Genomic DNA, 23,958 nt, shown 5'->3' with positions numbered 1-23,958 from the left:
CTAATCAAATTGCCCTAATTGGCCCAATAGGCGCTGACGTTAGGCACACGCACAACGTCCGCCATGTGCTGGCTGTTGGGAATCGGACCTAGTTTCCGCAAATTTCGAGACGCTTGGACAAGCCAGCGTTTTCCTCGGGCTCGAAAGTCTTGATCCCTTGGTGTCGCTTGGTGAGAGCCCCATGGACGAAGCACAGGCTTTGGTGGTCGGGATCGGGACCGGGTTCAACGTCTCTCCGGTGGTGATATCGAAGGGCAGGGTGGCGCAGTTGGATGTGGAATACGGGCATATCTTCCTTCCTGCTGACATTGCAGCCAAACTGTCCGCACGTTTTGGAGCGCAGGCCGAGAAGCTCACAACCATCGAAGAGGTGTTTTCGGGCCGAGGCTATGCCGCCCTCTATGCGTTGGAACAGGCGAGGGCCGTGCCGGTGACGAATGGCACCACGGCATTGCAAACCTCTGTGAAACAGGAATTTCAGGTCTTCTACGCGCAGCTACTCGCGGTTCTGACACGAAACCTGATCTTGGCCTTTCTGCCCAGACGGGGGATCTTCTTTGCCGGGGGTGTCGCGCGGCATCTTCTGTCGACCTCTGCCAAGGCGGCCTTTGTCGACATCGTTCGTGAACCGTTTGCCCTGAATAACGCGCACCCGGTACCGGTACACTCGATCCTGGATGATGCCGCAGCACTGAAAGGGTGCGCGGTCTTCGCGCGCTAGGTTCTGTTTGGCCCGAAGGGGCAGCAGGCTATACAGTTTTATCGTCGATCAGCGGGCTTGGACGGGCGAATTTCACAAGATCCGGCTGGTTCGAGATCGTGATCTTACTGCCGTTAACCTCAACGCCATAGGGTTTTAGCGATTTGAACGCACGGCTCAGGTTCTCGGGGGTCATGTTCAAATAGGATGCAAGCCGCTTTTTCTCGGTCTGCAATTCAAACTCCGGCCCGCCGCCTTCGCGTATCTGTTGGCGCAAAAGGTAGTTGGCCAGCCGTTCAAGCGATGTGCGCAGTTTCAGGTCTTTGGTCTTCTTGATTGACGCGCGATAGCCTGAGGCCAGTTCGCTTACGATGGCCCGCGCGAAGTTGTTGTCCGCGTCAAATATCCGGCGCACGTCCTCGCTTGGGATCAGAACGACGCGGCTTTTCTCGAGCGTGCGCGCGGACATCAGGTTTGGCGCGTTGCGCAACGTGGCCGCCAGAATGAAGGTCGAGATCGGACGAACAATAGCCACGCTGGTTTCGCGGTTGTTCCAGCGGGCGAACAGTTCGACCGAGCCGTCAACGACGACATGCAGAAAGTCGCTGGCATCGCCTTCCGTGATCAGCTCGATCTGCGGCGGAAACGTCTGCAGATAGGACGCGTGCATCAACGACTGGAAGTTCTCGTCAGACATCTCCGAGAACAGGTCGAGCTTGCGAATATCTGGTCGATGCGATTCGGGCATGGTGGATTTACTGGCTTTCTGATTTTGAAAAATTCTTAACTGCAGTGATTGATAAATGTCAAACCTTCGTTTGTTTTCTTTCTGCCTTCAACTTGCAGTTCAGAAGTGGTCGGCTTGAGGGATTTTGTTAAGTGGTTTATTTTAAAAGACAATTTATATTTTTTGACTTGGATCAAAACAAACTGCGCAGTCCTCGCAGACGGTGACCCCATCGAAAACGACCACAGGCCTATCCTGAAAGGGTCAGAACTGAGGGTCGAAAAGGGGACAAAGGAAATGGAAATTCAGAATAAGGCCACAAGCCTTTGGAGTAACTTCTTCAACGTCCGAATGGTGCAAATCAGAACCTTCCACATGACGTGGTTTGCGTTCTTTTCGTGCTTCTTTGCATGGTTCGGTATCGCGCCTTTGATGATCGTCGTGCGCGATGAGCTTGGGTTAACGAAATCGCAAGTCGGTTGGTCGATCATTGCTTCGGTAGCAATGACGATCGTCGGACGCTTCTTTATTGGCTGGCTGTGTGACCGGATCGGTCCGAGGCTGGCCTATACTTGGCTGTTGATCCTCGGTGCCTTCCCGGTGGCCGGGATTGGCTTGGCCGATAGCTTCGAAAGCTTCATGTTCTTCCGCTTGCTGATCGGTATGATCGGTGCGGCCTTCGTGATCACTCAGTATCACACCACCGTCATGTTTGCGCCGAACGTCGTTGGTACGGCCAACGCAACCAGCGCTGGCTGGGGTAACCTAGGTGGCGGTGTCACGCAGTTTGCCATGCCGCTGGTCTTCTCGATCTTCATCACGCTGGGCTTCACGGATGCCTCCAGCTGGCGCCTGTCGATGGTCGTTGTTGGCTGTGTGATCTTCGTGGTCGGCATCGCGTACTTCTTCCTGACGCAAGACGCCCCTGACGGGAACTTCAAAGAGCTGCGCGAGAAGGGCCAGCTTGAAGACAAAAAGAAAGTCACAGGCTCGTACTTCAAGGCGATGGCTGACTATCGCGTTTGGGTTCTGTTCTTCATCTATGCTGCTTGCTTCGGCATCGAACTGACCGTCAACAACGTCGCCGCACTGTACTTCTATGACTACTTTGATGGTTTGACGCTGGTAACGGCCGGTCTGATCGCTGCTTCGTTCGGTTTGATGAACATCTTCGCCCGTACACTAGGCGGCATCTTTGGCGACAACTTTGCAGCGCTCTGGGGCCTGCGTGGCCGGACCTTCTGGCTGTTCATCGTGCTGCTTGGCGAGGGTCTTGCCCTGATGCTGTTCAGCCGCATGGACGTGCTGTTCCTGGCGATCCCGATGCTGATCATCTTCTCGCTGTTCACGCAGATGTCGGAAGGCGCAACCTATTCGGTCGTTCCCTTCGTCAACAAGAAAGCGCTGGGCGCGGTGGCGGGCATCGTAGGTGCTGGTGGTAACGCCGGTGCGGTGGCTGCAGGCTTCCTGTTCAAAGGCGAGATGGCCTGGAACAACGCCTTCTTCGTGATCGGCATCTTGGTCTGTTGTGCCTCGGTTCTGGCTCTATTCGTCCGCTTCTCGCCTGAGAAAGAAGCCGAGGAAAAGGCGCTCTTTGAGAAAGCCCAGCTTGACGGGTTGGAGCTTCGCGCCGCCCGTGCCGTGAACGCAGTGAATGAATCGCGCGCTGTGATCGACAAATACAACAGCACGCACGCCGAAAAAATCTGAGCAAAGAACAATGGTGGGCCGCCCGTCCCGGTGGCCCGCCCAAACAAACCCTGAGGAGGGACTGTCGTGGGACAAGATCTAAGAAACTGGACACCGGATGACGAGGCCTTCTGGGCCTCCACCGGAAAGTCCATTGCCAACCGAAACCTTTGGATTTCCATTCCCAGCCTGCTGTGTGGCTTCGCCGTCTGGCTGTACTGGGGCATCATCACCGTTCAGATGCTTAATCTGGGCTTTGAATTCGCGAAATCCGACCTGTTTACACTGGGCGCGATTGCTGGTTTGACCGGCGCAACCCTGCGTATTCCGTCGACCTTCTTCATTCGTATCGCAGGTGGACGAAACACCATTGTGTTTACAACTGCATTGCTGATGATCCCGGCCGCTGGTGCTGGTCTGGCACTGCAAAACCCCGATACGCCTCTGTGGTACTTCCAGATTCTGGCCTTCCTGTCGGGGATCGGCGGCGGTAACTTCTCGTCCTCGATGTCCAACATCAGCTTCTTCTATCCGAAGAAAATTCAGGGCTACGCACTGGGCATGAATGCTGGTCTGGGCAACTTTGGTGTGACCACCATGCAGATCCTGATCCCGCTGGCCATGACCATGGGTATCTTCGGTGGTGAAAGCCGCACACTGGTCAACACCTCGGGTACGCTGATTGGTAAAATCCCTGCCGGGACCGAGACTTACATCCAGAACGCTGGCCTGATCTGGCTGGTCTTCCTGATCCCGCTGGCGATCATTGGCTGGATGGGGATGAACAACATCCGTGACGAACATGTGTCTCCGAACATCCCCGGTCCGCTTGGCGCGTTTGCTACGATCTCGGGCATGTTGCTGATCGGCTTCCTGACCGCAGCTTTCGGCCTGTGGCTGCTGCTGCCGGGTACCGAGGGCGGTCTGCCGACCTCTGGAATGGGTGTCTCCAAGTGGATCGTTTTGCCCATCGTCATCGCCTTGACCGTGTTGGGGCTGAAAATGATCCCGGGTGCTGTCGGCCAAAACCTGAGCCGTCAGTACAAGATCTTCGGCAACAAGCACACTTGGGCCATGACCGTGATCTACACCATGACCTTTGGTTCGTTCATCGGCTACTCGGCTGCTCTGGCGCTGACCATCAAGGTTGTGTTTGGCTTCAGCCACGTTGAAGTCGACGGCGTGATGACCCACGACATGGTAAACCCCAACGGCCCGTCGGCCCTGATGTTTGCCTGGATGGGCCCGTTCATCGGCGCACTGATCCGTCCGCTGGGTGGTATGTGGGCTGACAAAGCTGGTGGCGCGAAAGTGACCCAGATCATCTCGGTCGTCATGGTCGCCTCGGCACTGGGTGTCGCCTACTTCATCCAGCAGGCCTATTCGTCGGCAACTCCGGAACAATACTTCTACCCGTTCCTGGGTCTGTTCCTGATCCTGTTCGCCGCAACTGGTATCGGCAACGGCTCGACCTTCCGCACCATCGCGATGGTGTTCAACAAAGAACAGGCTGGTCCTGCTCTGGGTTGGACTGCTGCGGTTGCTGCTTACGGCGCATTCATCATCCCCAAAGTGTTTGGTGAACAGCTGAAGGCCGGAACGCCCGAATACGCTCTGTACGGCTTCGCGATCTTCTATGCGGTCTGCATCGCCATCAACTGGTGGTTCTACCTGCGCCCCGGCGCTTACGTGAAGAACCCCTGATACGCACGCCCGCCTATCCCGGCCAAGCGCCGGGGTAGGCCAGCCAACCTAGGAGAAATCAGATGAGCCACCTGCTCGACAGACTGAACTTCTTCCAGTCCAAAGAACTGGAACAGTTTTCTAACGGTCACGGCCAAGTGACCAACGAAAACCGCGACTGGGAGGACACCTATCGGAATCGCTGGCGCCACGACAAAGTTGTGCGCTCGACCCACGGGGTGAACTGTACCGGATCGTGTTCGTGGAAGATTTACGTGAAATCCGGGATCGTCACTTGGGAAACCCAGCAGACCGATTACCCGCGCACGCGTCCCGATCTGCCCAACCACGAACCGCGCGGCTGTGCCCGTGGCGCGTCCTACAGCTGGTATCTGTACTCCGCGAACCGCGTGAAGAACCCGCTGGTCCGTGGCCGTCTGATGAAAGTATGGCGCAAGATGCGTCAGACCATGTCGCCGATCGAGGCCTGGACCGCAATCCAGAACGACCCGATCCTGCGCGACTCGTATGTAAAGACCCGCGGCAAGGGTGGTTTTGTCCGCGCAAGCTGGGACGAAGCGACCGAGATTACTGCCGCCGCCAACGCCTATACCGCCAAGAAACACGGCCCAGACCGCGTGATCGGCTTCTCGCCCATCCCGGCGATGTCGATGATTTCTTACGCTGCAGGCGCCCGTTACCTTAGCTTGATCGGCGGGGTCTGCGGATCCTTCTATGACTGGTATTGCGACCTTCCGCCGGCTTCGCCCATGACATGGGGTGAACAGACTGACGTGCCGGAATCGGCTGACTGGTATAACGCTGGTTATCTGCTGCTCTGGGGTTCGAACGTGCCGCAAACGCGGACACCGGATGCGCACTTCTATACCGAAGCGCGTTACCGCGGCACCAAGTCCGCCGTTATCTGCCCCGACTATTCGGAAGCCGCCAAGTTTGGCGATGTTTGGCTGAACGTCAAACAGGGTACAGACGCCGCACTGGCGATGGCCTTTGGTCACGTGATCCTGCGCGAATTCCACTTGGACAACCAAGTCGAGTATTTCGAAGACTACTGCCGCAAGTATTCCGACTTCCCGATGCTGGTGAAGCTGGAAGACAAAAACGGCAAGCTGGTTCCCGGCCGCTTCCTGCGCGCTGATGATCTGGACGGCAAGCTGGGTGAAGACAATAACCCGGAATGGAAAACCGTTGCTCTGGACGAGAAGTCTGGCGGTCTGGTCGCGCCCAATGGCTCGATTGGGTATCGTTGGGGCGAAGACGGGGAATGGAACCTCGAAGAACGCGCTCAGGAAACTGACACCGATCTGAAAATGACTCTGATCGGCGACGGCGACCACGACCGCGTGGCTGGCGTGGACTTCCCGTACTTCGGTGGCGACGCGACCGAACAGTTCTCGACTGGCGATGACCGTCCCGACGTTCTGACCCGCAACATCCCTGTCCGTGAGATCCAGACCAAAGAAGGCGTGATCCGCGTAGCCACCGTATTCGACCTGTTCTGTGCCAACTATGGCTTGGATCGCGGTCTGGGCGGTGACTGGGTTGCCAAGGACTATAACGAAGACGTACCGGGCACACCTGCTTGGGCCGAGAAGATCACCGGCGTATCCGCCGACAAGATCGTCCACGTTGCCCGCGAGTTCGCGCAAAACGCCGAGAAGACCAATGGTAAGTCGATGATCATCATCGGCGCTGCGATGAACCACTGGTACCACATGGACATGAACTATCGCGGCGTGATCAACATGCTGATCATGTGCGGTTGTGTCGGTCAATCCGGCGGTGGTTGGGCTCACTATGTGGGTCAGGAAAAACTGCGTCCGCAGACCGGTTGGTTGCCGCTGGCCTTCGCGCTGGATTGGAACCGTCCGCCGCGCCACATGAACTCGACCTCGATGTGGTACGCGCACTCGGATCAGTGGCGCTACGAGACCCTGACCGCAAGCGAGATCGTGTCGCCCACCGCACCGGAAGGTGACTGGGATGCCTCGATGATCGACTTCAACATCCGTGCTGAGCGGATGGGCTGGTTGCCGTCGGCTCCGCAGCTGAAAACCAACCCGCTGGAAGTGGCCAAGCAAGCCAAAGATGCGGGCATGGAGATCCCTGCCTATGTGGCGCAGCAGCTGAAATCTGGCGATCTGGAAATGTCCTGCGAGGACCCGGATGCACCCGAAAACTGGCCGCGCAACCTGTTTGTCTGGCGCTCGAACCTGCTGGGTTCGTCGGGCAAGGGCCACGAGTACTTCCTGAAGCACCTGCTTGGCACCGATCACGGTGTTCTGGGCAAGGATCTTGGGGAAGAAGGTGCACAACTTCCGAAAGAGGCCAAGTGGCACGAGGAAGCGCCCGAAGGCAAGCTGGATCTCTTGGTCACGCTGGACTTCCGCATGTCAACCACCGCGGTCTATTCGGACATCGTTCTGCCCACGGCCTCGTGGTACGAGAAGAACGACCTGAACACCTCGGACATGCACCCGTTCATCCACCCGCTGCAGGCGGCTGTGGACCCGGCATACGAAAGCAAGTCGGACTGGGAGATCTTCAAGTCCATCGCCCACAAGTTCCAGGAAGTTGCCCCGGAAATTCTGGGTGTTGAAACGGACATCGTTCAGGTTCCGCTTCTGCATGACACCCCGGGTGAACTGGCGCAGGATCAGGTTCGTGACTGGAAGAAAGGCGAATGTGACCTTATTCCGGGCAAGACCGCGCCGAACTATGTGGCGGTGGAACGCGACTATACCCAGATCTATGACCGCTTCGTCGCCCTTGGTCCGCTTCTGGACAAGCTGGGTAATGGCGGTAAAGGCATCATGGTCGACGCCAAGCACGAGGTACAACACCTGCGCGAGCTAAATGGCGTGCACGAGGAAGGCCCTGCCAAGGGTCAGCCGAAGATCGTGACCGACATCGACGCGACCGAGGTTGTGTTGATGCTGGCACCGGAAACCAATGGTGAAGTTGCCGTCAAAGCTTGGGATTCCTTGTCCAAAGCAACGGGCATCGACCACACCCATCTGGCCAAACCCAAAGAAGATGAGAAGATCCGCTTCCGCGATATCGCGGCACAACCTCGCAAGATCATCTCGTCGCCGACATGGTCGGGTCTGGAAAGCGAAGACGTCTGCTATAACGCAGGCTACACCAACGTGCACGAGTTGATCCCGTGGCGCACCCTGACCGGTCGTCAACAGACCTATCAGGATCACCAGTGGATGCTGGCCTTTGGTGAGGGATTCCTGTCCTATCGCCCCCCCGTCGATCTGAAAACGATCACTGACGAGGTTCACAGCGAAAAAGACTGGCCGCATGTGGTGTTGAACTTCATCACGCCGCACCAGAAATGGGGCATCCACTCGACCTATTCCGATAACCTTCACATGCTGACGCTGAACCGCGGTGGCCCGGTGATCTGGATCTCGGAAAACGATGCGAAATCGGCAGGTATTGTCGATAACGATTGGGTCGAGCTTTACAACTCGAACGGTGCCCTGACGGCCCGTGCGGTTGTCAGCCAGCGGATGAAGGACGGAACGACCTTCATGTATCACGCGCAAGAGAAAATCGTGAACACGCCCGGGTCCGAGAAGACCGGTAAACGTGGCGGCATTCACAACTCGGTCACGCGTGCGACGCTGAAGCCCACTCACATGATCGGCGGCTATGCCCAGCAATCTTACGGTTTCAACTACTACGGCACCGTTGGTGCGAACCGCGATGAATTTGTCGTGGTGCGCAAGATGAAGAAGGTTGACTGGCTTGACCGTGAAGCGACCCCGAATAAGGAGGCAGCAGAATGAAGGTACGTGCTCAAATCGGCATGGTGTTGAACCTTGATAAATGTATCGGGTGCCACACCTGCTCTGTGACGTGTAAGAATGTCTGGACGTCGCGTGATGGTGTTGAATACGCATGGTTCAACAACGTGGAAAGCAAACCGGGCACCGGCTATCCGACCGACTGGGAAAACCAGGCACGTTGGAATGGTGGCTGGGAACGCACCAAATCGGGCAAGTTGCAGCCCAAACAGGGGTCGAAATGGCGGATCTTGGCGAATATCTTCGCCAACCCCGACCTGCCCGAGATCGATGACTACTATGAGCCGTTCGATTTCGACTATGACCACCTGAAGTCGGCCCCCGAAATGGAGGCCTTCCCGACCGCCCGCCCGCGTTCCAAGATCACTGGCGAACGGATCGAGAAGATCGAGAAAGGGCCGAACTGGGAAGAAATTCTGGGCGGTGAATTCTCGAAACGTAGCGAAGACTACAACTTCGAAGGCATCCAAAAGCAGATCTACGGGGAATACGAGAACACCTTCATGATGTATCTCCCCCGTCTGTGCGAACACTGCCTGAACCCGGCGTGTGCGGCCTCGTGTCCATCGGGCGCGATCTACAAGCGCGAGGAAGACGGCATTGTCCTGATCGACCAAGAGAAGTGTCGCGGTTGGCGGATGTGTGTCTCGGGCTGTCCTTACAAAAAGGTCTACTACAACTGGTCGACCGGTAAGTCTGAGAAATGCACCCTGTGCTATCCGCGGATTGAAAGCGGCAACCCGACCGTGTGTTCGGAAACCTGCGTGGGTCGGATCCGCTATCTGGGTGTGATGCTCTATGATGCCGACAAGATCGCGGATGCCGCGAATGCGGAAGCCACCACCGATCTGTATGATGCGCAGCTGGGTGTCTTCCTTGATCCGAATGATCCCGAGGTGATTGCCGCCGCAGCGCGCGACGGTGTCCCGCAGGATTGGATCAAGGCAGCCCAAGAAAGCCCGGTCTGGAAGATGGCGATGGAATGGAAAGTGGCCTTCCCGCTGCACCCCGAATATCGCACCCTTCCGATGGTCTGGTACATCCCGCCACTCAGCCCGATCCAGAACGCAGCCGAAGCAGGCGCAATCGGCACCGACGGCGCGATGCCCGACGTGCAGAACCTGCGGATCCCGGTTAAATATCTGGCCAATATGCTGACCGCAGGCGACGAAGCCCCCGTGGTCACCGCGCTGGAACGGATGCTGGGTATGCGGGCCTACATGCGCTCGAAAACCATCGAGGGCGTCACGGACGAGGGTCTGGCCCAGCGGGTCGGTCTGTCGGGTCGCACCATCGAGGACATGTATAAAATCATGGCCTTGGCCGACTACGAAGATCGTTTCGTGATCCCGACCACGCACCGTGAGCAAGTCGAAGACGCTTACGATCTGCGCGGCGGCTGCGGCTTCACTGACACCAATGGCTGTTCCGGTGGAACGTCGAAAGCATCGCTCTTTGGTGGTGCCAAGAAAGCCCTGAAAATGCCGTCGGAGGTGATGTAATGGACCGTTCGTTAAAAGCAATCTCGCTGGTTCTAAGCTACCCCACTCGCGAACTGCAGCAGGCCATGCCGGAAATCGGCGCGGTGCTGGCATCGGACAGCCGTCTAACGGCGGCTGCCCGGCGCGACCTGCGCCCCTTGGTTGACGCCTTGGGTTCGCAGGACATCTATGATCTGGAAGAGCAGTATGTGCTGCTCTTCGACCGCTCGCGGACCTTGTCGCTGAACCTGTTTGAACATGTTCACGGCGAAAGCCGCGATCGGGGCGGCGCGATGGTGTCGCTGGTCGAGATGTATCGCGAGGCCGGGTTCGATCCGGTGTCGAGCGAACTGCCCGACCACTTGCCTGTTCTATTGGAATTCCTGTCCACGCGTCCCTATGCCGAGGTACAGGATACCTTGGCGGACGCGGCGCATATTCTGGAAGCGTTGAGCGAACGACTGGTTCGACGTGAAAGCCCATATGCTGCCGTGTTCGCCGCTTTGCTACAGCTCTCAGGCGTAGAAGCCGACAAAGAGGCTGTGGCCGAGCTTTTGGAACAGCCCGAGGTCGATCCCAACGATCTGGAGGCACTGGACGAGATCTGGGAGGAAAGCGAAGTCCGCTTTGGCCCCGATCCCAACGCCGGATGCCCACAAGTGCGCGACATGCTGGCGCGCATGGATGAACCCAAATCAGACACAGCAGCCCGCGCCCCCGGCGTGGCTGCGGAATGATGGAGGCGGAAATGCATAATTTCTTCTTTGGAATCTTCCCCTATATCGCCCTTGGCGTGGGGATCATGGGAAGCATCGCGCGCTATGACCGCGATCCCTTCACCTGGAAAACCTCGTCCTCGCAGCTACTGCGTCGCAAGCAGTTGGTCATCGGTTCGTCGCTGTTCCACGTCGGCGTTCTGATCATCTTCCTCGGCCACCTTGTTGGTCTTCTGACCCCGATCTGGATTTTTGACGCCATCGGCATTAGCCACGGCGCGAAACAGCTTCTGGCCGTTGTCGCCGGTGGTATCGCAGGCGTCATGGCGCTGGTGGGTGGCGGTATGCTGTTCCACCGTCGCTGGACCGACCCGCGCATCCGCCAGACCTCGAGCTTCTGGGACATTGCCATTCTTGGCATGCTCTTGGCGCAGCTGGTGCTGGGGCTTGGCACGATCTTCGTCTCGCTGGGCCATCTGGACGGGCACGAGATGGTCAAGTTCATGTCATGGGCGCAAGGGATCTTTACCTTTGATGGGGCGGCTGCCAGCTATATCGCTGACGTGTCGTGGGTCTTCAAACTGCATCTGTTCCTTGGGCTGACAATCATCCTTGTCTTCCCGTTCACCCGACTGGTGCACATGCTGTCGGTTCCTGTGCGCTACATCTGGCGTCCCGGCTATCAGGTGGTGCGCTCGCGCCGTCAAAAACCTGCAAATCCTGCGGAGTAAAAGACCATGAATGCGGCCCTCTTTCCCGATCTTGTCGTCAATGGTGAAACCGTTCCTCATGCGGTGGTTGCCGCCGAGGCACAGAACCATGACGCCCCCACCGGCAAGCCCGGTATTGCCTGGCGCAAGGCAGCCAATGCTGTCGCCGTGCGGACCCTTCTTTTGCAAGAAGCCCGCACGCGCCAGATCACGGCCGAACCGGCCGAGGTCGCACCGGGCCGCTTTGAAACAGAAGAGGAGGCCCTGATCCGGGGCCTTCTCGAAACCGAAGTCGAGGTTGCGACACCCAGCGAAGAAGCTGTGCAGGCCGAATGGTCCCGCGACCCATCCCGTTTTCGTGCACCACCCTTGTGGGAGGTCTCGCACGTCCTGATCGCTTGCGATCCGCGCGATAAGGAAGAAACAGAAGCTGTGAAAGCCCGCGCCGATCAGGTGTTGGGGGCAGTGACAGCGAACCCGCGCAAGTTTGGCCATATCGCCGAAGAACACAGCGATTGCGGTTCGAAATCTTCAGGCGGAGCGTTGGGCCAACTTGGGCCGGGCGACACCGTTCCCGAGTTTGAAAAAGTGCTGCGCGGACTGGAAAGCGGTGCAATCACAAACGAACCAGTTCTGACCCGCCACGGCTGGCACATCATTCGGATGGATGCCGCCGAAGAGGGGGCAGAACTGCCGTACCACACAGTTAAACCGCGCATTGCCGAGGCGATGGAAAAAGCCGCATGGGCCAAAGGTGCCCGTGCCTTCGTGGCTGAGCTTGCCGCCAAGGCCGAGATCAAGGGTGCGGATCTGAAACCGGTGCAGTGATCCCACGGGATCACGACCACGGAAAGGAATGCGACATGAAGATTGCCTACACGATGGCCCAAGGCCGCGGCGATACTGATGAGCTTCTGCTTGAGCTGTCGACCCGGCTGACTTCATACGGTTGGCGCTTGGGTGGCATTGTCCAGATCAACACCGAACGCGACTATGACGGGCCGTGTGATATGGATGTCAAAGTGCTACCTGAAGGCCCGGTTCTGCGCATCTCGCAAAACCTTGGTCAGAATTCACGCGGCTGTCGGCTGGATGCCGGCGCGCTTGAGGCGTCGGTCGGGCTGGCCGAGGCTGAGCTGTCCAAGGGCATTGACTGTCTGATCATCAACAAGTTCGGCAAGCAAGAGGCCGACGGGCGCGGATTTCGTGATGTGATCGCCAAGGCGCTTGCGGATGATATCCCGGTACTGGTTGGGCTGAATCATCTGAACCGCGAAGCCTTTGAAGCCTACACAGCCGGTCTGGCCACGCAACTTGACGACAGCATTTCAGCGCTTGAAGGCTGGTTCCTAGAGCAATTGCGCGACCTGAAATGCGCATAGCGGCGACGTAGGTTACCCCCGGCTACGGATCGCGCTTGGCGTTGTGCCGAACCACCGATTGAACGCACGAAAAAACGCGCTTGGTTCGGCATAGCCCACCTGACGGGCGATCTCGGACACGGGCAGATCGGTCTTTTTCAAAAGCGAGATCGCCAGATTGCGGCGGCGTTCTTCCTTGATCTCACCAAAGCTTTGACCTTCCTCCTTGAGCCGCCGGTGAAGCGTCGAGGTGGACATGCCAAGCTTCTCGGCCATCTCGTCAACACTGCCCCACGCGTCCGTCGTGCCCTCCGATAGCTCTTTGATGATCTGCGCTTTGATACCGTCCCCGTGACGATAGCCGGTCAAGAACGCGGTTGGGGCCGCTTTCAGAAAACGCTTCAACGCGCGTTCGGATCTGTTGATCGGTTTTCTTAGATATTTCCGTTCAATCTCCATCTGGGCGCAGTTGGCGTTGAACAGGACCGGCACCCCAAAAAAATCGCCGTAGTCATTTGTCCACGCGGGTTCTGCGCAGGGAAACTGAATATGCCGAATGGGGATACGCGTGCCGATCAGCCAGCAATTCAGCGCGTGTAAAATGGTGAAATATAATCGGTACGAGAACGCTGACTTCACGGGCCCATCTTCGGACAGCGAGACAACCGCCTGTCGGCCCTCGACGTGCAGTTTGCCAGCGGGATCTTCCAGAACGATCGTCAGGAAACGCAGCGCGCGTGCCATGGCGACCTCAAGATTGGGGGCGTGGCGGGTGGCGTGGCCCAACATGGTAAAGCTGCCGGGGCGCATCGGCCGGGCAGCAAGCCCGAAGAATTCGTCCTGCATGCGAAAGGATAGCTCCAACCAGATTTGACCGAATTGTTCTGCCGTCAACTGGTCCAGATCGTCATGCGGGATGCAAAGAGTATGGAGCAGGGCGTCCATATCGACCCCCGCACTGCGCCCACAGTCAATTGCTTCGTTCACAAAGGCACGGGGGATGGTGCTGGTTTGAGGCATGGCATTTCCTGTCAATAATGTGAAATATACTGGCATCGCATGCAATATGTTTCAATTGTATAGTCCCAAGCTAACCCGCCCGGATTCGTAACGTGCCAAGACCGTCAGTATGAAACGAAAGTGGGAAAAGATATTCATCGCTGCCTCAGGCAGACAGGAGACATGACATGCTTGATGAAACCCAATCCGCCATTCGCGACATGGCTGCACAATTCGCACAGGACCGTTTGTGGCCGGGCGCAGAGGAACGTGACCGCACTGGTAACTTCCCTCGTGAACAACTGACCGAAATGGGTGAGCTGGGCTTTCTGGGCATGCTTGTCCCGGAAGAGTACGGCGGGATTGAACTGGACGCGGTGACCTATGCCAGCGTGGTCGAAGAAGTCGCCGCAGGTGACGGCGCCTGTTCCACCATCCTGTCCGTTCACAGTTCCGTTGGCTGTGGCCCAATCGTGAAATACGGCACCGAAGAGCAAAAGCAAAAATACCTGCCGAAGCTGGCCAGCGGTGAGTGGATTGGCGGGTTCGCCCTGACCGAACCTCAGGCCGGATCGGACGCCTCAAAACTGCGCACTACTGCGGTTCTGGACGGGGATCACTATGTGCTTAACGGCGCGAAGCAGTTCATTTCTTCGGGCAAGAACGGCAAGGTGATCATCGTGTTCGCGGTGACCGACAAGGACGCCGGATCGAAGGGCATCAGCGCCTTTATCGTCGAGACCGACACCCCCGGCTACGAGGTGGTGCGGGTCGAAGAGAAGCTGGGCCTGCATTCGTCGGACACCTGCCAGCTGTCCTTCGAGGATATGCGCATTCCTAAGGAAAACCTGCTGGGGACCGAAGGCGAAGGCTATAAGATTGCCTTGGCGAACCTTGAAGGCGGGCGCATCGGTATCGCCTCGCAAGCGGTTGGGATGGCCCGGAAATCGCTGGAGCTTGCTGTTGAATATGCGCAAGAACGTAAAGCGTTTGGCAAGGAAATTGCTCAGCACCAAGCGGTCGGGTTCCGTCTGGCCGACATGGCCACCAAGGTCGAAGCCGCGCGTCAGCTGGTGCAACACGCGGCCCGTCGCCGTGATGCTGGTCTGCCTGCATTGCGTGAAGCCTCGATGGCAAAGCTGTTCGCTACGGAAATGGCGGAAGAGGTGTGCTCGGCCGCGATCCAGACTTTTGGCGGCTATGGCTATCTGAGCGACTATCCGGTCGAGCGGATCTATCGCGATGTCCGCGTGGCGCAGATCTATGAAGGCACCAGCGACATTCAGCGTCTTGTCATCGCACGGGATCTGATTGCCAACCCCGGCCCGCGCTAATATCTAAGATATGGGGTTGCCATGTCGAATGACATGGCAACTCGTTCTACGCCCGGAGCGCCATGGCCAGCTGGTTTTGACGCTCGATCACCCTTGGCAGATCGAGCGTTGCCATGTGGCCATCCCTTACGATCTGCCGCCCTTCGACGAACAGATGTTTGACCCGCGTCGGACCGGCAAGAAGCAGGGCTGCCGGGTCCCAGCTGCCTGCGCTTTCGATACCGGACACGTTCCAAACCGCGATGTCCGCCCGTTTGCCAACGGCCAATCGTCCGCAGTCATCTCGGCCCAGAATATCTGCGCCGCCTCGGGTGGCGATCTCTAACGCTTCGCGGGCGGACATGGCGTCGGCCCCGTTGGCGACACGCTGCAACAACATGGACTGCCGCGCTTCTAGGAACAGGTTCCCTGCGTCATTGCTGGCCGATCCATCGACGCCTAACCCAACTGGAACACCCGCATCGCGCATCTGCCGCACGGGCGCGATCCCACTGCCCAGTCGACAGTTCGAACACGGGCAATGCGCAACGCCGGTTTTGCTGCGGGCAAACAGATCAATCTCTTGCCTATCCAGTTTCACGCAATGGGCATGCCAGACGTCGTCGCCCGTCCAGCCCAGATCTTCGGCATATTGGCCAGGACGGCAGCCGAATTTTTCCAGAGAATAAGCGATGTCTTCGTCGTTTTCGGCCAGATGGGTGTGAAGCATGACGCCTTTGTCACGCGCCAGCAGAGCGGCGTCGCGCATCAGGTCTCGGCTGACCGAAAATGGCGAGCACGGCGCAAGACCCACACGCACCATTGCGCCCTCACGGTCATCGTGGAAGGCATCGACTACGCGGATCGAGTCCTCCAGAATGGCGGCCTCTTTCTCGACCAGACTGTCCGGCGGCAAGCCTCCGTCGCTTTCCCCAATGCTCATCGACCCGCGCGTCGGGTGGAACCGCAGCCCGACCTCTTGCGCGGCGGCGATCGTGTCATCCAGCCGGGAACCATTCGGATAGAGATACAGGTGGTCCGAGCTGAGCGTGCAGCCGGAAAGTGCCAATTCAGCCAGCCCCACCTGGGCCGAGATGAACATCTCTTCCGGACCAAAACGAGACCAGATCGGATAGAGCGTCTGAAGCCAGCCAAACAGCAAGGCATCCTGTCCGCCCGGAACCGCGCGGGTCAGGGTTTGATAGAGATGATGGTGCGTGTTCACCAACCCGGGTGTCACCACACATCCACGCGCATCATGGATGTCGCCGTCGCTTGTCAGTCCGGCGCCAATTTCTGCAATCACACCATCGCGAACCCGGATATCGACGCCCGTCAGCTCGGTCCGTGTGTCATCCATCGTCAGGATGGTGTCTGCATTTCGAATAAGAATTTCGGTCATATTTGCCCCTTTTGATTGGCCCGTCTCAGAAGGGATGTGCAGAGGCGATGGAAAACGGGGCAAGAACCGCCTCTGTCAGGACAGTAAGCTGGAAAGCTTGGAACGTGTCAAATTCTTAATTTTTGACCAGTTTGGGGCGCCTTTATTGATCTGTACGGTCGGGATCGGCTTCTTATCTTATTCTTCGAGGGGGTGGCGCAAGATCCAGAGAGACAGATGTCGCTGGTTCGGTCGCACCTTGGGCTGCCGCAACGCCTGCTTTCAGAGTTGGACCGGGGAAAGGTAAAGGACAAGAAAGCACCGACGGTTTCGCCCCGTTTGCGGAAAAGCCTGTCATGGCTGAAGCCGATTGTACGCCCGTTGCGCGGGACATCCGGGTTCGAGGCCGTTCGTGGGATGGTGACCAATGAGATCAAGTATCCGAAAATGTCAGACGAACTGCGAAATCGTCTGAACGATTACTACCATCCTTCCATCGAAGCCTTGGAGCAGATGAGCGGCCAATCTCTTTGCCACTGGTACGGGGCAACGGATCGAGTCAACTGATGGCAGAATGTGCACTTATTTATAGATGGTTACGCTGGGCCCATGATTTTGGCGAAACACGCGTGAACTGAGAGGCTTACTAGAAACGACTTTTGTGACAGTTCGGAAAAGCAAGGAGGAAGAGTGGAAGCGTAACGTCTTTCGCTTAGTGATATGAAAAAGTTTATTATTACCGGTATTCAGATGCGGAACAAAGGCTCTCAAGCCATGTTCCTGACCCTATGCTATGGCTTAAAGGCAATTTGCAAAGATTGCGAAGTCGTTGGTTTCTCTAATAAATTTGACGCGCCGGAGCAATATGTATTCAAGTTGCTGCCCTATGATGACTACACCCGGTTGGTGTTTAAGTACCAGTTGCACAAGGTGCCGCTTCTAGAACCGCTGCTCACGCGTTTGGCCGGTCAACGCAGAAAGACCGACAAATGGAACGGCAAGATCGCCGAAATGGACAAAGCGCTGAGAGAAGCGGATGCTATTTTTGACGCGAGTGGCTACACGCTCGGCTCTGGTTGGCCCAAAGGTGGCGGAGAAATGTTGCTGCAAACCCTACGCCTTGCGAAGCGGTACGGCAAAAAGATCATTCTGATGCCTCAGAGTTTTGGCCCGTTCGACTGGGACGATGGCGGTGACAATGAGGAGTTCCTTAAGAAGGTGAAAAAGGAACTGTCCTATGCCACAAAAATATATCCGCGTGAAAAAGAAGGGTATGCGTGCCTGAAATCTCTGGATCTCAACAATGTCGAATTGTCGACGGATATGGTTATCCGGGAGAAGCTTTTTCCAACGGCCAGTGATATCTATGTATCTTATAAGGAAGACGAGACCGGTTATCCGGACAAGGGTTCCGTCGGTTTCATTATCAATGAAAATGTCTTCAGGATCGGCGATTCAAATGCGGTCTTTGATTTGTATGCAAAGGCATTGGATAGATTGATCGACAAGGGCGAAAACGTGTACATCCTGAACACGTCCACTGCTGACGACCACCTTGTCGATAAAGTTCTCAAACTAACAAAGAACAGAGACAAAGTACGTATTATCACCAAAGAGTATGCAAGCCCTGAGCTGATCAACATCATCGGACGTTTTAAGTACATCGTCGCGTCGCGTTATCACTCGGTGGTGTTCGCTTACCGAAGTGGCGTTCCTGTGATCATACTTGGGTGGGCGAGCAAATACACTGATCTTGCCGAGCATTTTCAACAACAGGACTATGTGTTGACATCAGAAATCCGGGTGTGGGCCAAATTATCGAGACAATCGACAACATGGATGAAAATCATGAAGGCGAGTCTCGCCGCATAATCGAGCGGTCGGGAGCGCTCCAAGCCTCATCAGTTATTCAAGATGCCGTAAACGCACTGAGAGGCTGATTGACTTTGATCAATCGACCGAAGTGCTGTGATCCGCTGCGACGGGCAGCAGAGGAGACGGTGGCCTACACTGCTAGACATTTCTGCTCCATGCAAACACTGCGGGCACAGAAATTCTGAAAACAGAAAAAGCGATGAAAGCTGTCAGCGGGGTTGTGGTCAAGCTGAGCCGTGACTGGGTCTGGTTGGAAATTAAAACCGCCACCGGCGAGTGGTGCCGGTGGCTGAAAACCAGTAATCCCCTCACTCGTACACTCGCAGTTATCGAAGAAGTATTTGTCAAAACTTTGGCGGGGTAGGTTGACCAAGCGTAAGCTTGGGCCGTGATGTATGCGGGCATGACAACTCTATGGCTCCATTTTCCGGCTTGTGCCGCTTGATTCCCATCCTTGATCCTCCGTTTCCTAACTATAGGGGCGGACCACTTCAGTGGGGGCTGATCAAAGAAACCAATTTCTTGGATGCTATGTCAGGTTGAGCGCACCGTTGCGTGGTTCAGCCATAACGCCATTCAAGGTAGCGTTCTTTCACCGCTTCCCAGTAATACACGGTGTCGGCCGCCAATGGGCCAAACGCCGATCCATTCCAAGTCAGACCGTAAGGATCCAGCACTGTGTGACGCTGGCCGCCATCGACAATCGCCTCGGCGATCAGGCGCCCGACAAGCGGTCCGACATTGACGCCGTGTCCACCAAGGCCGGTAGCAGCCCAGATACGGTCGTGCATCTCGCGCAGATAGGGCATGCGGTGGCGTGCATAGCCCAGAAGGCCGCTCCATGTTGCGTCGATTTTGACGTCTGCCAACTGTGGGAAAACCGAGGTGAAAGCGCGGCGCATTTGCTGTTCAAGATTGGCAGGTTCCGTGGCCATCCCCGTCATGCCACCACCCCACAGCAGCCGCCCGTCCGGAGTGATGCGGAAATAATCGCAGGCCATCCGCGTGTCGACAATGGCCGCGCTGGTGGCGATGATTTCGTCTGCCAGATTGCCAAGGGGTTCGGTGACGGTCACGAAGGTTCCGATGGGCAACAGATTGCGCTGCAAACGCTTGTGAAACCCGTCCACCATCCCGCCTTGGCAGAGGATGACGGTTTTGCACTGAACCGATCCGGACTGCGTCGTCACCGAATGCTCCGCCCCCTGACGCGCCATCGAGACTGCACGGGTGTTTTCAAAGATGCGCCCGCCAAGGCGCTGCGTTTCCCGGGCAAGGCCAAGGCAATAGTTCAGCGAATGGGCGTGAAACCCCTGTGGGTCGTAAACGCCATCAAAATAGCGCTCCGTGCGGACCATCTCGCGCAGCTCTTCGGTCGGGACATACTCCATCGGATAGTCATAGGCGTCGTTCTTGTGTCGGGCATAGCCCCGCATCGCTTCAGTGTCGCGATAGCGCGAGACTGACAGCGCCCCCGGTCGCATGCCCACACCGGGCAGTGCGAGTGTCTTGGTGTATTCCCGGAAGATATCGACCCCTTCTCGGGACAAATCAAAGATTTGCTTTGCTGTTGCCAGCCCCAGCTTCTTCTCGATGGCCGAGCCACTGGCGGCAAATCCAGGGGTGACGACACCACCGTTGCGGCCACTGGCACCCCAAGCAATCTGATCGGCCTCCAGCAGTGCCACAGATTTTCCCGCCTTGGTCAATTCATAGGCGCAACTGATACCTGCGATGCCACCGCCGATGATGCAGATGTCGGCATCGACCCGGTCAGACAGAGGGGATGCATCCAGAGACGCCTCCATCGTGCGCGTGTAGTAGGTGTCGCGGTATGACAGGCCGAGGCCGTCCGTCCGGGGCTGTGTCATTGAGGAGGTCCTGTTGATCTGTGGGCCACGTGGGGGCACTTTGCGTCGGGTGCGATGTCGGCTCAAGCTTAAAAGCAGCGCAGCGCTGGCAATTGAAATGACCAATCTGTCGCGCCCTTGTGAAGGCTGGGGCGGTGGTCATTTTGCACGGGCTCGGGTATCGCCTAGGGTATCCGTTATTAAGGTGATCTGTGATGCAATCTCAGCCGGTTCTAACGAAAGACCTTGTGATGATCGGGGGCGGTCATGCCCATGCGCTGGTGCTGCGCATGTGGGGGATGAAGCCCTTGGCTGGCGCGCGGCTGACGCTGATCAACCCGGCCCCGACGGCGCCCTATTCGGGGATGCTGCCGGGCCATATTGCAGGCCATTACACGCGTGAGGCGCTGGATATTGATCTGGTCCGGCTGGCGCGATTTGCGGGCGCACGGTTGGTGATCGGGCACGCCACGGCGGTTGACCCGGAGGCTAAGACAGTCACTGTCGAAGGTGGACGCGAGATTGGCTACGACGTGGCCTCGATCGATATCGGGATCCATGCGCAGATGCCTGATATCCCTGGGTTTTCCAAGCATGCTAGCGGCGCCAAGCCTTTGGATGTCTACGCCGCCAAATGGCAGGACTTCCTACGCGCGGTCGCGGACGGTCAGGCTGCGCCTCATGTAGCCGTAATCGGGGCGGGTGTCGCCGGGGTGGAACTCGCCTTGGCGATGGCGCATGCGTTGCGGCACCACCCAGACAGGAAAGTGCATCTGATCGAGGCGGGCGACGACATCACGGCACGAGCCAAGGCGGCGCGTGGTCCCTTGCGGGGTGCGCTGCGCGACTTGGGGGTGGAGCTGCATGTGAAAGCCTCGGTCGCGCGGATCGACGCGGATCACGTGGTGTTGGAGGATGGGGCGATACTCGATAGCCAGTTCACCGTGGGAACTGCCGGGGCGTTTGCCCATGGCTGGCTGCAACAGACCGACCTGCCGTTGACGCCGGAGGGATTCATCCCGGTCGATCCCGCATTTCAGGTGCAAGGGTATGACGGGCTGTTTGCCGTGGGCGATTGCGCCGAGATGCTGCACGACCCGCGCCCCAAAGCCGGGGTGTTCGCGGTGCGGGCTGCGCCCGTTCTGGCGCACAATTTGCGCACCGCGCTGGCGGGGGGAACCATGACCCCCTTCAAGCCGCAAGCCGATTACCTGAAGCTGATCTCGTTGGGGGGTAAACGAGCCTTGGCCGAGAAATGGGGGCGTGCGATTGCGCTGCCCGGTCTGTGGTGCTGGAAGGATCGCATCGATCAGAAATTCATGCAGAAGTTCCGGGACTACCCAGCCATGGCGCAGGCCCCGGAACCGCGCGAGCGTGCGCTGGGCGGGGATGCGTTAGATGCGGTGCCGCTGTGTGGGGGCTGCGGCTCGAAAGTCGCGCCGGGCAGCCTGTCGCAAGCGCTGTCGAAGCTGGTTCACCCGATGCCCGAAGAGGTCCTGACCGGGCCGGGCGATGATGCGGCGGTGGTGCATGTGGGTGGGGCTCTGCAGGTGCTGACCATGGATCACCTGCGGGCCTTTACCGAAGATCCCGGCCTGCTTGCGCGGATCGCGGTGAACCATGCGATGGGGGATATCTGGGCCATGGGCGCGCAGCCGAAAACGGCGATGCTTTCGGTCATCCTGCCGCGTATGAGCGCTGCCCTTCAGACCCGCACGATGGATGAGGTTCTGGCGCAGGTCTCGGCGTTCCTTGCGGAAGAGCAAGTGGCCCTGATTGGCGGACATTCCAGCATGGGGGCCGAGATGACGATCGGCGTGTCCATGACAGGCCTGCTGGCTGAGGGCGCGCAAGCTATAACCACGGCCGGAGCACAACCCGGGGATCAGCTGATCCTGACCCGTCCGATTGGGTCCGGCACATTGTTGGCGGGCGAGATGCAGGGACGCGCGGATGGGCGTGACGTGGCGCAGCTGTTGCACAGCATGGCACGCTCGCAAGGGGACGAGGCACGCCTGTTACAGCCCTATGCGATGGCGATGACCGATGTGACGGGTTTTGGGCTGGCTGGGCATTTGATGGCGATCTGCCGTGCCTCGGGTGTGTCGGCTGCACTGGAACTGGCCGCCATTCCGACGCATTGGGGGGCCGAGGGTTTGGCCGACAGCGGCGTGCGCTCGACCATCCACAGCGCCAATCGCGACGCGGCACCGGTTTCCGGTGCGGAGGGCGCCAAGGGGGTGCTGCTACACGACCCACAGACGGCTGGGGGCTTCCTTGCTTCGGTGCCCGCGCGGGATGTGCAAACCGTGCTCGAGGCCTTCGCGGCAGAGGACCGCACCGCCTATGTGATCGGCGAAGTGCAGGCAGACAGTCCGAGCATTTACTGTCGCTAGGGCGTGGCGTCGTCCGTTTGCGCGATCAGTTTCGCGGCAGTTTGGGCCAAGGTCGCGTCTGACAGATTGGGCAAGGCAACCCGCATCGGTGCGGGGGCATCCTTGCGGGTGATGCGCCGATAGCGCGGGTCGTAGTGCGTTTCGATCAGATCCCCAGCCAGCGCCTGCATGTCGCCCGTGCGGGCCAACCCATGCCACAAATCCACTTGCGCGCGCCCGTGATAGGAGACGAGTTGCTCTAGAATGTCCTTGAGCCGGGCGGGATCTTCGATGAGGTCGTCATAGTCGCGCGCCAAATGCGCGGCGCGGGCGGGCAGGGGGGCGGATAGCTCGAACCGTGGCGCGCGGATCATCTTTTGCCACAGGCTGGGGGGCACGATCAGGCGCCCGATCTTGTTGCTCTCGGCCTCGACAAACACTGGGCGAGCGGAGTCAAAACGGCCAAATGTCATCGCAACTTGGCTTTCAAACCACTTCTGGCTGGGCTGCGCTGGGCCAACCAGCCCGAAAAGCGACCCGCGATGGCTGGCAAGGTGTTCGAGGTCCAGAACCTGCGCGCCAGCGGTGTCCAAAGCCTCAAGCAGGCGGGTCTTGGCGGTGCCGGTGCCTCCGTCGATCAGGACCAGTTTATGCGGAAGAGGAGCGTCATAAAGCAGCGCCTTCACCAGACGGCGATAAGATTTGTACCCGCCTTCCAACTGCTGGGCGCGCCAGCCGATCTGCGAGAGGATCGACACGACCGACCCCGAGCGCTGCCCGCCGCGCCAGCAATAGACCACAGGTTTCCAGCCGCCCGGCCGCTCGGCCAGTTCGGTTTCCAAATGGGTTGCCACGTTGCGGGCCACCAAGGCTGCCCCGATCTTGCGCGCCTTGAAGGGGCTGTCTTGCACATAGATCGTGCCAACGCGGGCGCGTTCATCATCTCTGAGTGCGGGCAGGTTGATGGCGCCGGGGATGTGATCCTCGGCGAACTCGGACGGCGCGCGCACGTCGATGATGTTATCCGCGTCCAGCGCTGAAAGGTCTGCCAAAGTGTTAAGCGTCTGGGCCATCTGGATCCTCGTGACTCTGTGTTGCGGTGGTAAACCAGACCGCCGCTTGGCGCCAGCGCGTTAAGATAGTGGCGGCGCGCTGGTTCGGCCCGCGATTGGCCGTCTGAAGGATCAACGCCCGCCTGACCGAGCTGGCCTCCCGTCAAGGCATGGAAGCCATCGGCGATGTACGCGGACTGGGTGCGA

The 23,958-nt window shown here is 58.2% G+C and carries 19 protein-coding genes; 14 read left to right on the top strand and 5 right to left on the bottom strand.

From position 1 onward, the window contains the following. Nucleotides 1–160 precede the first annotated feature (160 nt). Complete coding sequence (locus G0Q00_RS15635) at nucleotides 161–721, top strand: glucokinase (protein WP_370458594.1); 561 nt, start codon at nucleotides 161–163, stop codon at nucleotides 719–721. 28 nt (nucleotides 722–749) lie between these two features. On the opposite strand, the gene G0Q00_RS15630 is transcribed toward G0Q00_RS15635, so the two are convergent. After that, nucleotides 750–1,448, bottom strand: a complete 699-nt coding sequence (locus G0Q00_RS15630; RefSeq protein ID WP_163041038.1) for a cyclic nucleotide-binding domain-containing protein — start codon at nucleotides 1,446–1,448, stop codon at nucleotides 750–752. Between the two features lie 276 nt (nucleotides 1,449–1,724). Here G0Q00_RS15630 and G0Q00_RS15625 point away from each other — a divergent pair, with 276 nt between their 5' ends. From G0Q00_RS15625 to G0Q00_RS15590, 8 genes are all read left to right on the top strand, one after another. After that, nucleotides 1,725–3,137 (top strand): MFS transporter, encoded by a 1,413-nt coding sequence (locus tag G0Q00_RS15625; RefSeq protein ID WP_163041035.1) that lies wholly within the window; start codon nucleotides 1,725–1,727, stop codon nucleotides 3,135–3,137. 66 nt (nucleotides 3,138–3,203) lie between these two features. Then, nucleotides 3,204–4,820, top strand: coding sequence for an antiporter (locus tag G0Q00_RS15620; protein ID WP_163041031.1), 1,617 nt, complete (start codon nucleotides 3,204–3,206; stop codon nucleotides 4,818–4,820). A gap of 62 nt (nucleotides 4,821–4,882) precedes the next feature. Then, a complete protein-coding gene (locus G0Q00_RS15615; RefSeq protein ID WP_163041028.1) occupies nucleotides 4,883–8,620 on the top strand; it encodes a nitrate reductase subunit alpha in 3,738 nt (1,245 codons plus the stop codon). Further along, nucleotides 8,617–10,140, top strand: a complete 1,524-nt coding sequence (narH, locus tag G0Q00_RS15610; RefSeq protein WP_163041026.1) for a nitrate reductase subunit beta — start codon at nucleotides 8,617–8,619, stop codon at nucleotides 10,138–10,140. The genes G0Q00_RS15615 and narH overlap by 4 nt, the downstream gene beginning before the upstream one ends. Then, nucleotides 10,140–10,856 carry a nitrate reductase molybdenum cofactor assembly chaperone gene (gene narJ / locus G0Q00_RS15605; RefSeq protein ID WP_163041024.1) on the top strand — a complete coding sequence of 239 codons (717 nt, stop codon included), beginning with the start codon at nucleotides 10,140–10,142 and terminating at the stop codon, nucleotides 10,854–10,856. The genes narH and narJ overlap by 1 nt, the downstream gene beginning before the upstream one ends. A gap of 11 nt (nucleotides 10,857–10,867) precedes the next feature. Continuing rightward, the gene (gene narI / locus G0Q00_RS15600; RefSeq protein WP_163041021.1) at nucleotides 10,868–11,566 is read left to right on the top strand and encodes a respiratory nitrate reductase subunit gamma; all 699 of its coding nucleotides are present in this window, start codon (nucleotides 10,868–10,870) and stop codon (nucleotides 11,564–11,566) included. Nucleotides 11,567–11,572: 6 nt separating this feature from the next. Continuing rightward, entirely contained in the window at nucleotides 11,573–12,373 is an 801-nt protein-coding gene (locus G0Q00_RS15595) for a peptidylprolyl isomerase (RefSeq protein WP_163041012.1), read from the top strand. Between the two features lie 35 nt (nucleotides 12,374–12,408). Continuing rightward, nucleotides 12,409–12,927: a DUF2478 domain-containing protein gene (locus tag G0Q00_RS15590; protein ID WP_163041009.1), complete on the top strand. Its 519-nt coding sequence runs from the start codon at nucleotides 12,409–12,411 to the stop codon at nucleotides 12,925–12,927. A 12-nt stretch (nucleotides 12,928–12,939) separates the two neighbouring features. Here the strand turns inward: G0Q00_RS15590 and G0Q00_RS15585 are convergent, their stop codons facing one another. Continuing rightward, nucleotides 12,940–13,926 (bottom strand): AraC family transcriptional regulator, encoded by a 987-nt coding sequence (locus G0Q00_RS15585; RefSeq protein ID WP_163041007.1) that lies wholly within the window; start codon nucleotides 13,924–13,926, stop codon nucleotides 12,940–12,942. Between the two features lie 167 nt (nucleotides 13,927–14,093). Here G0Q00_RS15585 and G0Q00_RS15580 point away from each other — a divergent pair, with 167 nt between their 5' ends. Continuing rightward, complete coding sequence (locus G0Q00_RS15580; RefSeq protein WP_163041005.1) at nucleotides 14,094–15,239, top strand: acyl-CoA dehydrogenase family protein; 1,146 nt, start codon at nucleotides 14,094–14,096, stop codon at nucleotides 15,237–15,239. A gap of 46 nt (nucleotides 15,240–15,285) precedes the next feature. Here G0Q00_RS15580 and G0Q00_RS15575 read toward each other — a convergent pair whose 3' ends face one another. Next, a complete protein-coding gene (locus G0Q00_RS15575) occupies nucleotides 15,286–16,620 on the bottom strand; it encodes an 8-oxoguanine deaminase (protein WP_163041002.1) in 1,335 nt (444 codons plus the stop codon). Nucleotides 16,621–16,836: 216 nt separating this feature from the next. Here G0Q00_RS15575 and G0Q00_RS15570 point away from each other — a divergent pair, with 216 nt between their 5' ends. The 3 genes from G0Q00_RS15570 (at nucleotide 16,837) to G0Q00_RS15560 (ending at nucleotide 18,838) form a co-directional block, all read left to right on the top strand. Beyond that, nucleotides 16,837–17,166: a hypothetical protein gene (locus G0Q00_RS15570; RefSeq protein ID WP_163041001.1), complete on the top strand. Its 330-nt coding sequence runs from the start codon at nucleotides 16,837–16,839 to the stop codon at nucleotides 17,164–17,166. 153 nt (nucleotides 17,167–17,319) lie between these two features. Beyond that, nucleotides 17,320–18,471: a polysaccharide pyruvyl transferase family protein gene (locus G0Q00_RS15565; protein ID WP_163040999.1), complete on the top strand. Its 1,152-nt coding sequence runs from the start codon at nucleotides 17,320–17,322 to the stop codon at nucleotides 18,469–18,471. Between the two features lie 202 nt (nucleotides 18,472–18,673). Next, a complete protein-coding gene (locus G0Q00_RS15560; protein ID WP_163040997.1) occupies nucleotides 18,674–18,838 on the top strand; it encodes a hypothetical protein in 165 nt (54 codons plus the stop codon). A gap of 196 nt (nucleotides 18,839–19,034) precedes the next feature. On the opposite strand, the gene G0Q00_RS15555 is transcribed toward G0Q00_RS15560, so the two are convergent. Continuing rightward, nucleotides 19,035–20,345 (bottom strand): FAD-binding oxidoreductase, encoded by a 1,311-nt coding sequence (locus tag G0Q00_RS15555; RefSeq protein ID WP_163040995.1) that lies wholly within the window; start codon nucleotides 20,343–20,345, stop codon nucleotides 19,035–19,037. A 194-nt stretch (nucleotides 20,346–20,539) separates the two neighbouring features. Between G0Q00_RS15555 and selD the strand changes: the two genes are divergently transcribed. Beyond that, nucleotides 20,540–22,720 (top strand): selenide, water dikinase SelD, encoded by a 2,181-nt coding sequence (selD, locus tag G0Q00_RS15550; protein ID WP_163040993.1) that lies wholly within the window; start codon nucleotides 20,540–20,542, stop codon nucleotides 22,718–22,720. Here selD and mnmH read toward each other — a convergent pair. Then, entirely contained in the window at nucleotides 22,717–23,772 is a 1,056-nt protein-coding gene (mnmH, locus tag G0Q00_RS15545; protein WP_163040992.1) for a tRNA 2-selenouridine(34) synthase MnmH, read from the bottom strand. The genes selD and mnmH overlap by 4 nt on opposite strands. Nucleotides 23,773–23,958 lie beyond the last annotated feature (186 nt).

It is taken from the genome of Aliiroseovarius sp. PrR006 (genome assembly GCF_010500215.1).
Lineage (GTDB): Bacteria > Pseudomonadota > Alphaproteobacteria > Rhodobacterales > Rhodobacteraceae > Aliiroseovarius.
The sequence above is the reverse complement of the archived record's forward strand: the minus strand, read 5'-3'. Positions and strand labels throughout refer to the sequence as shown.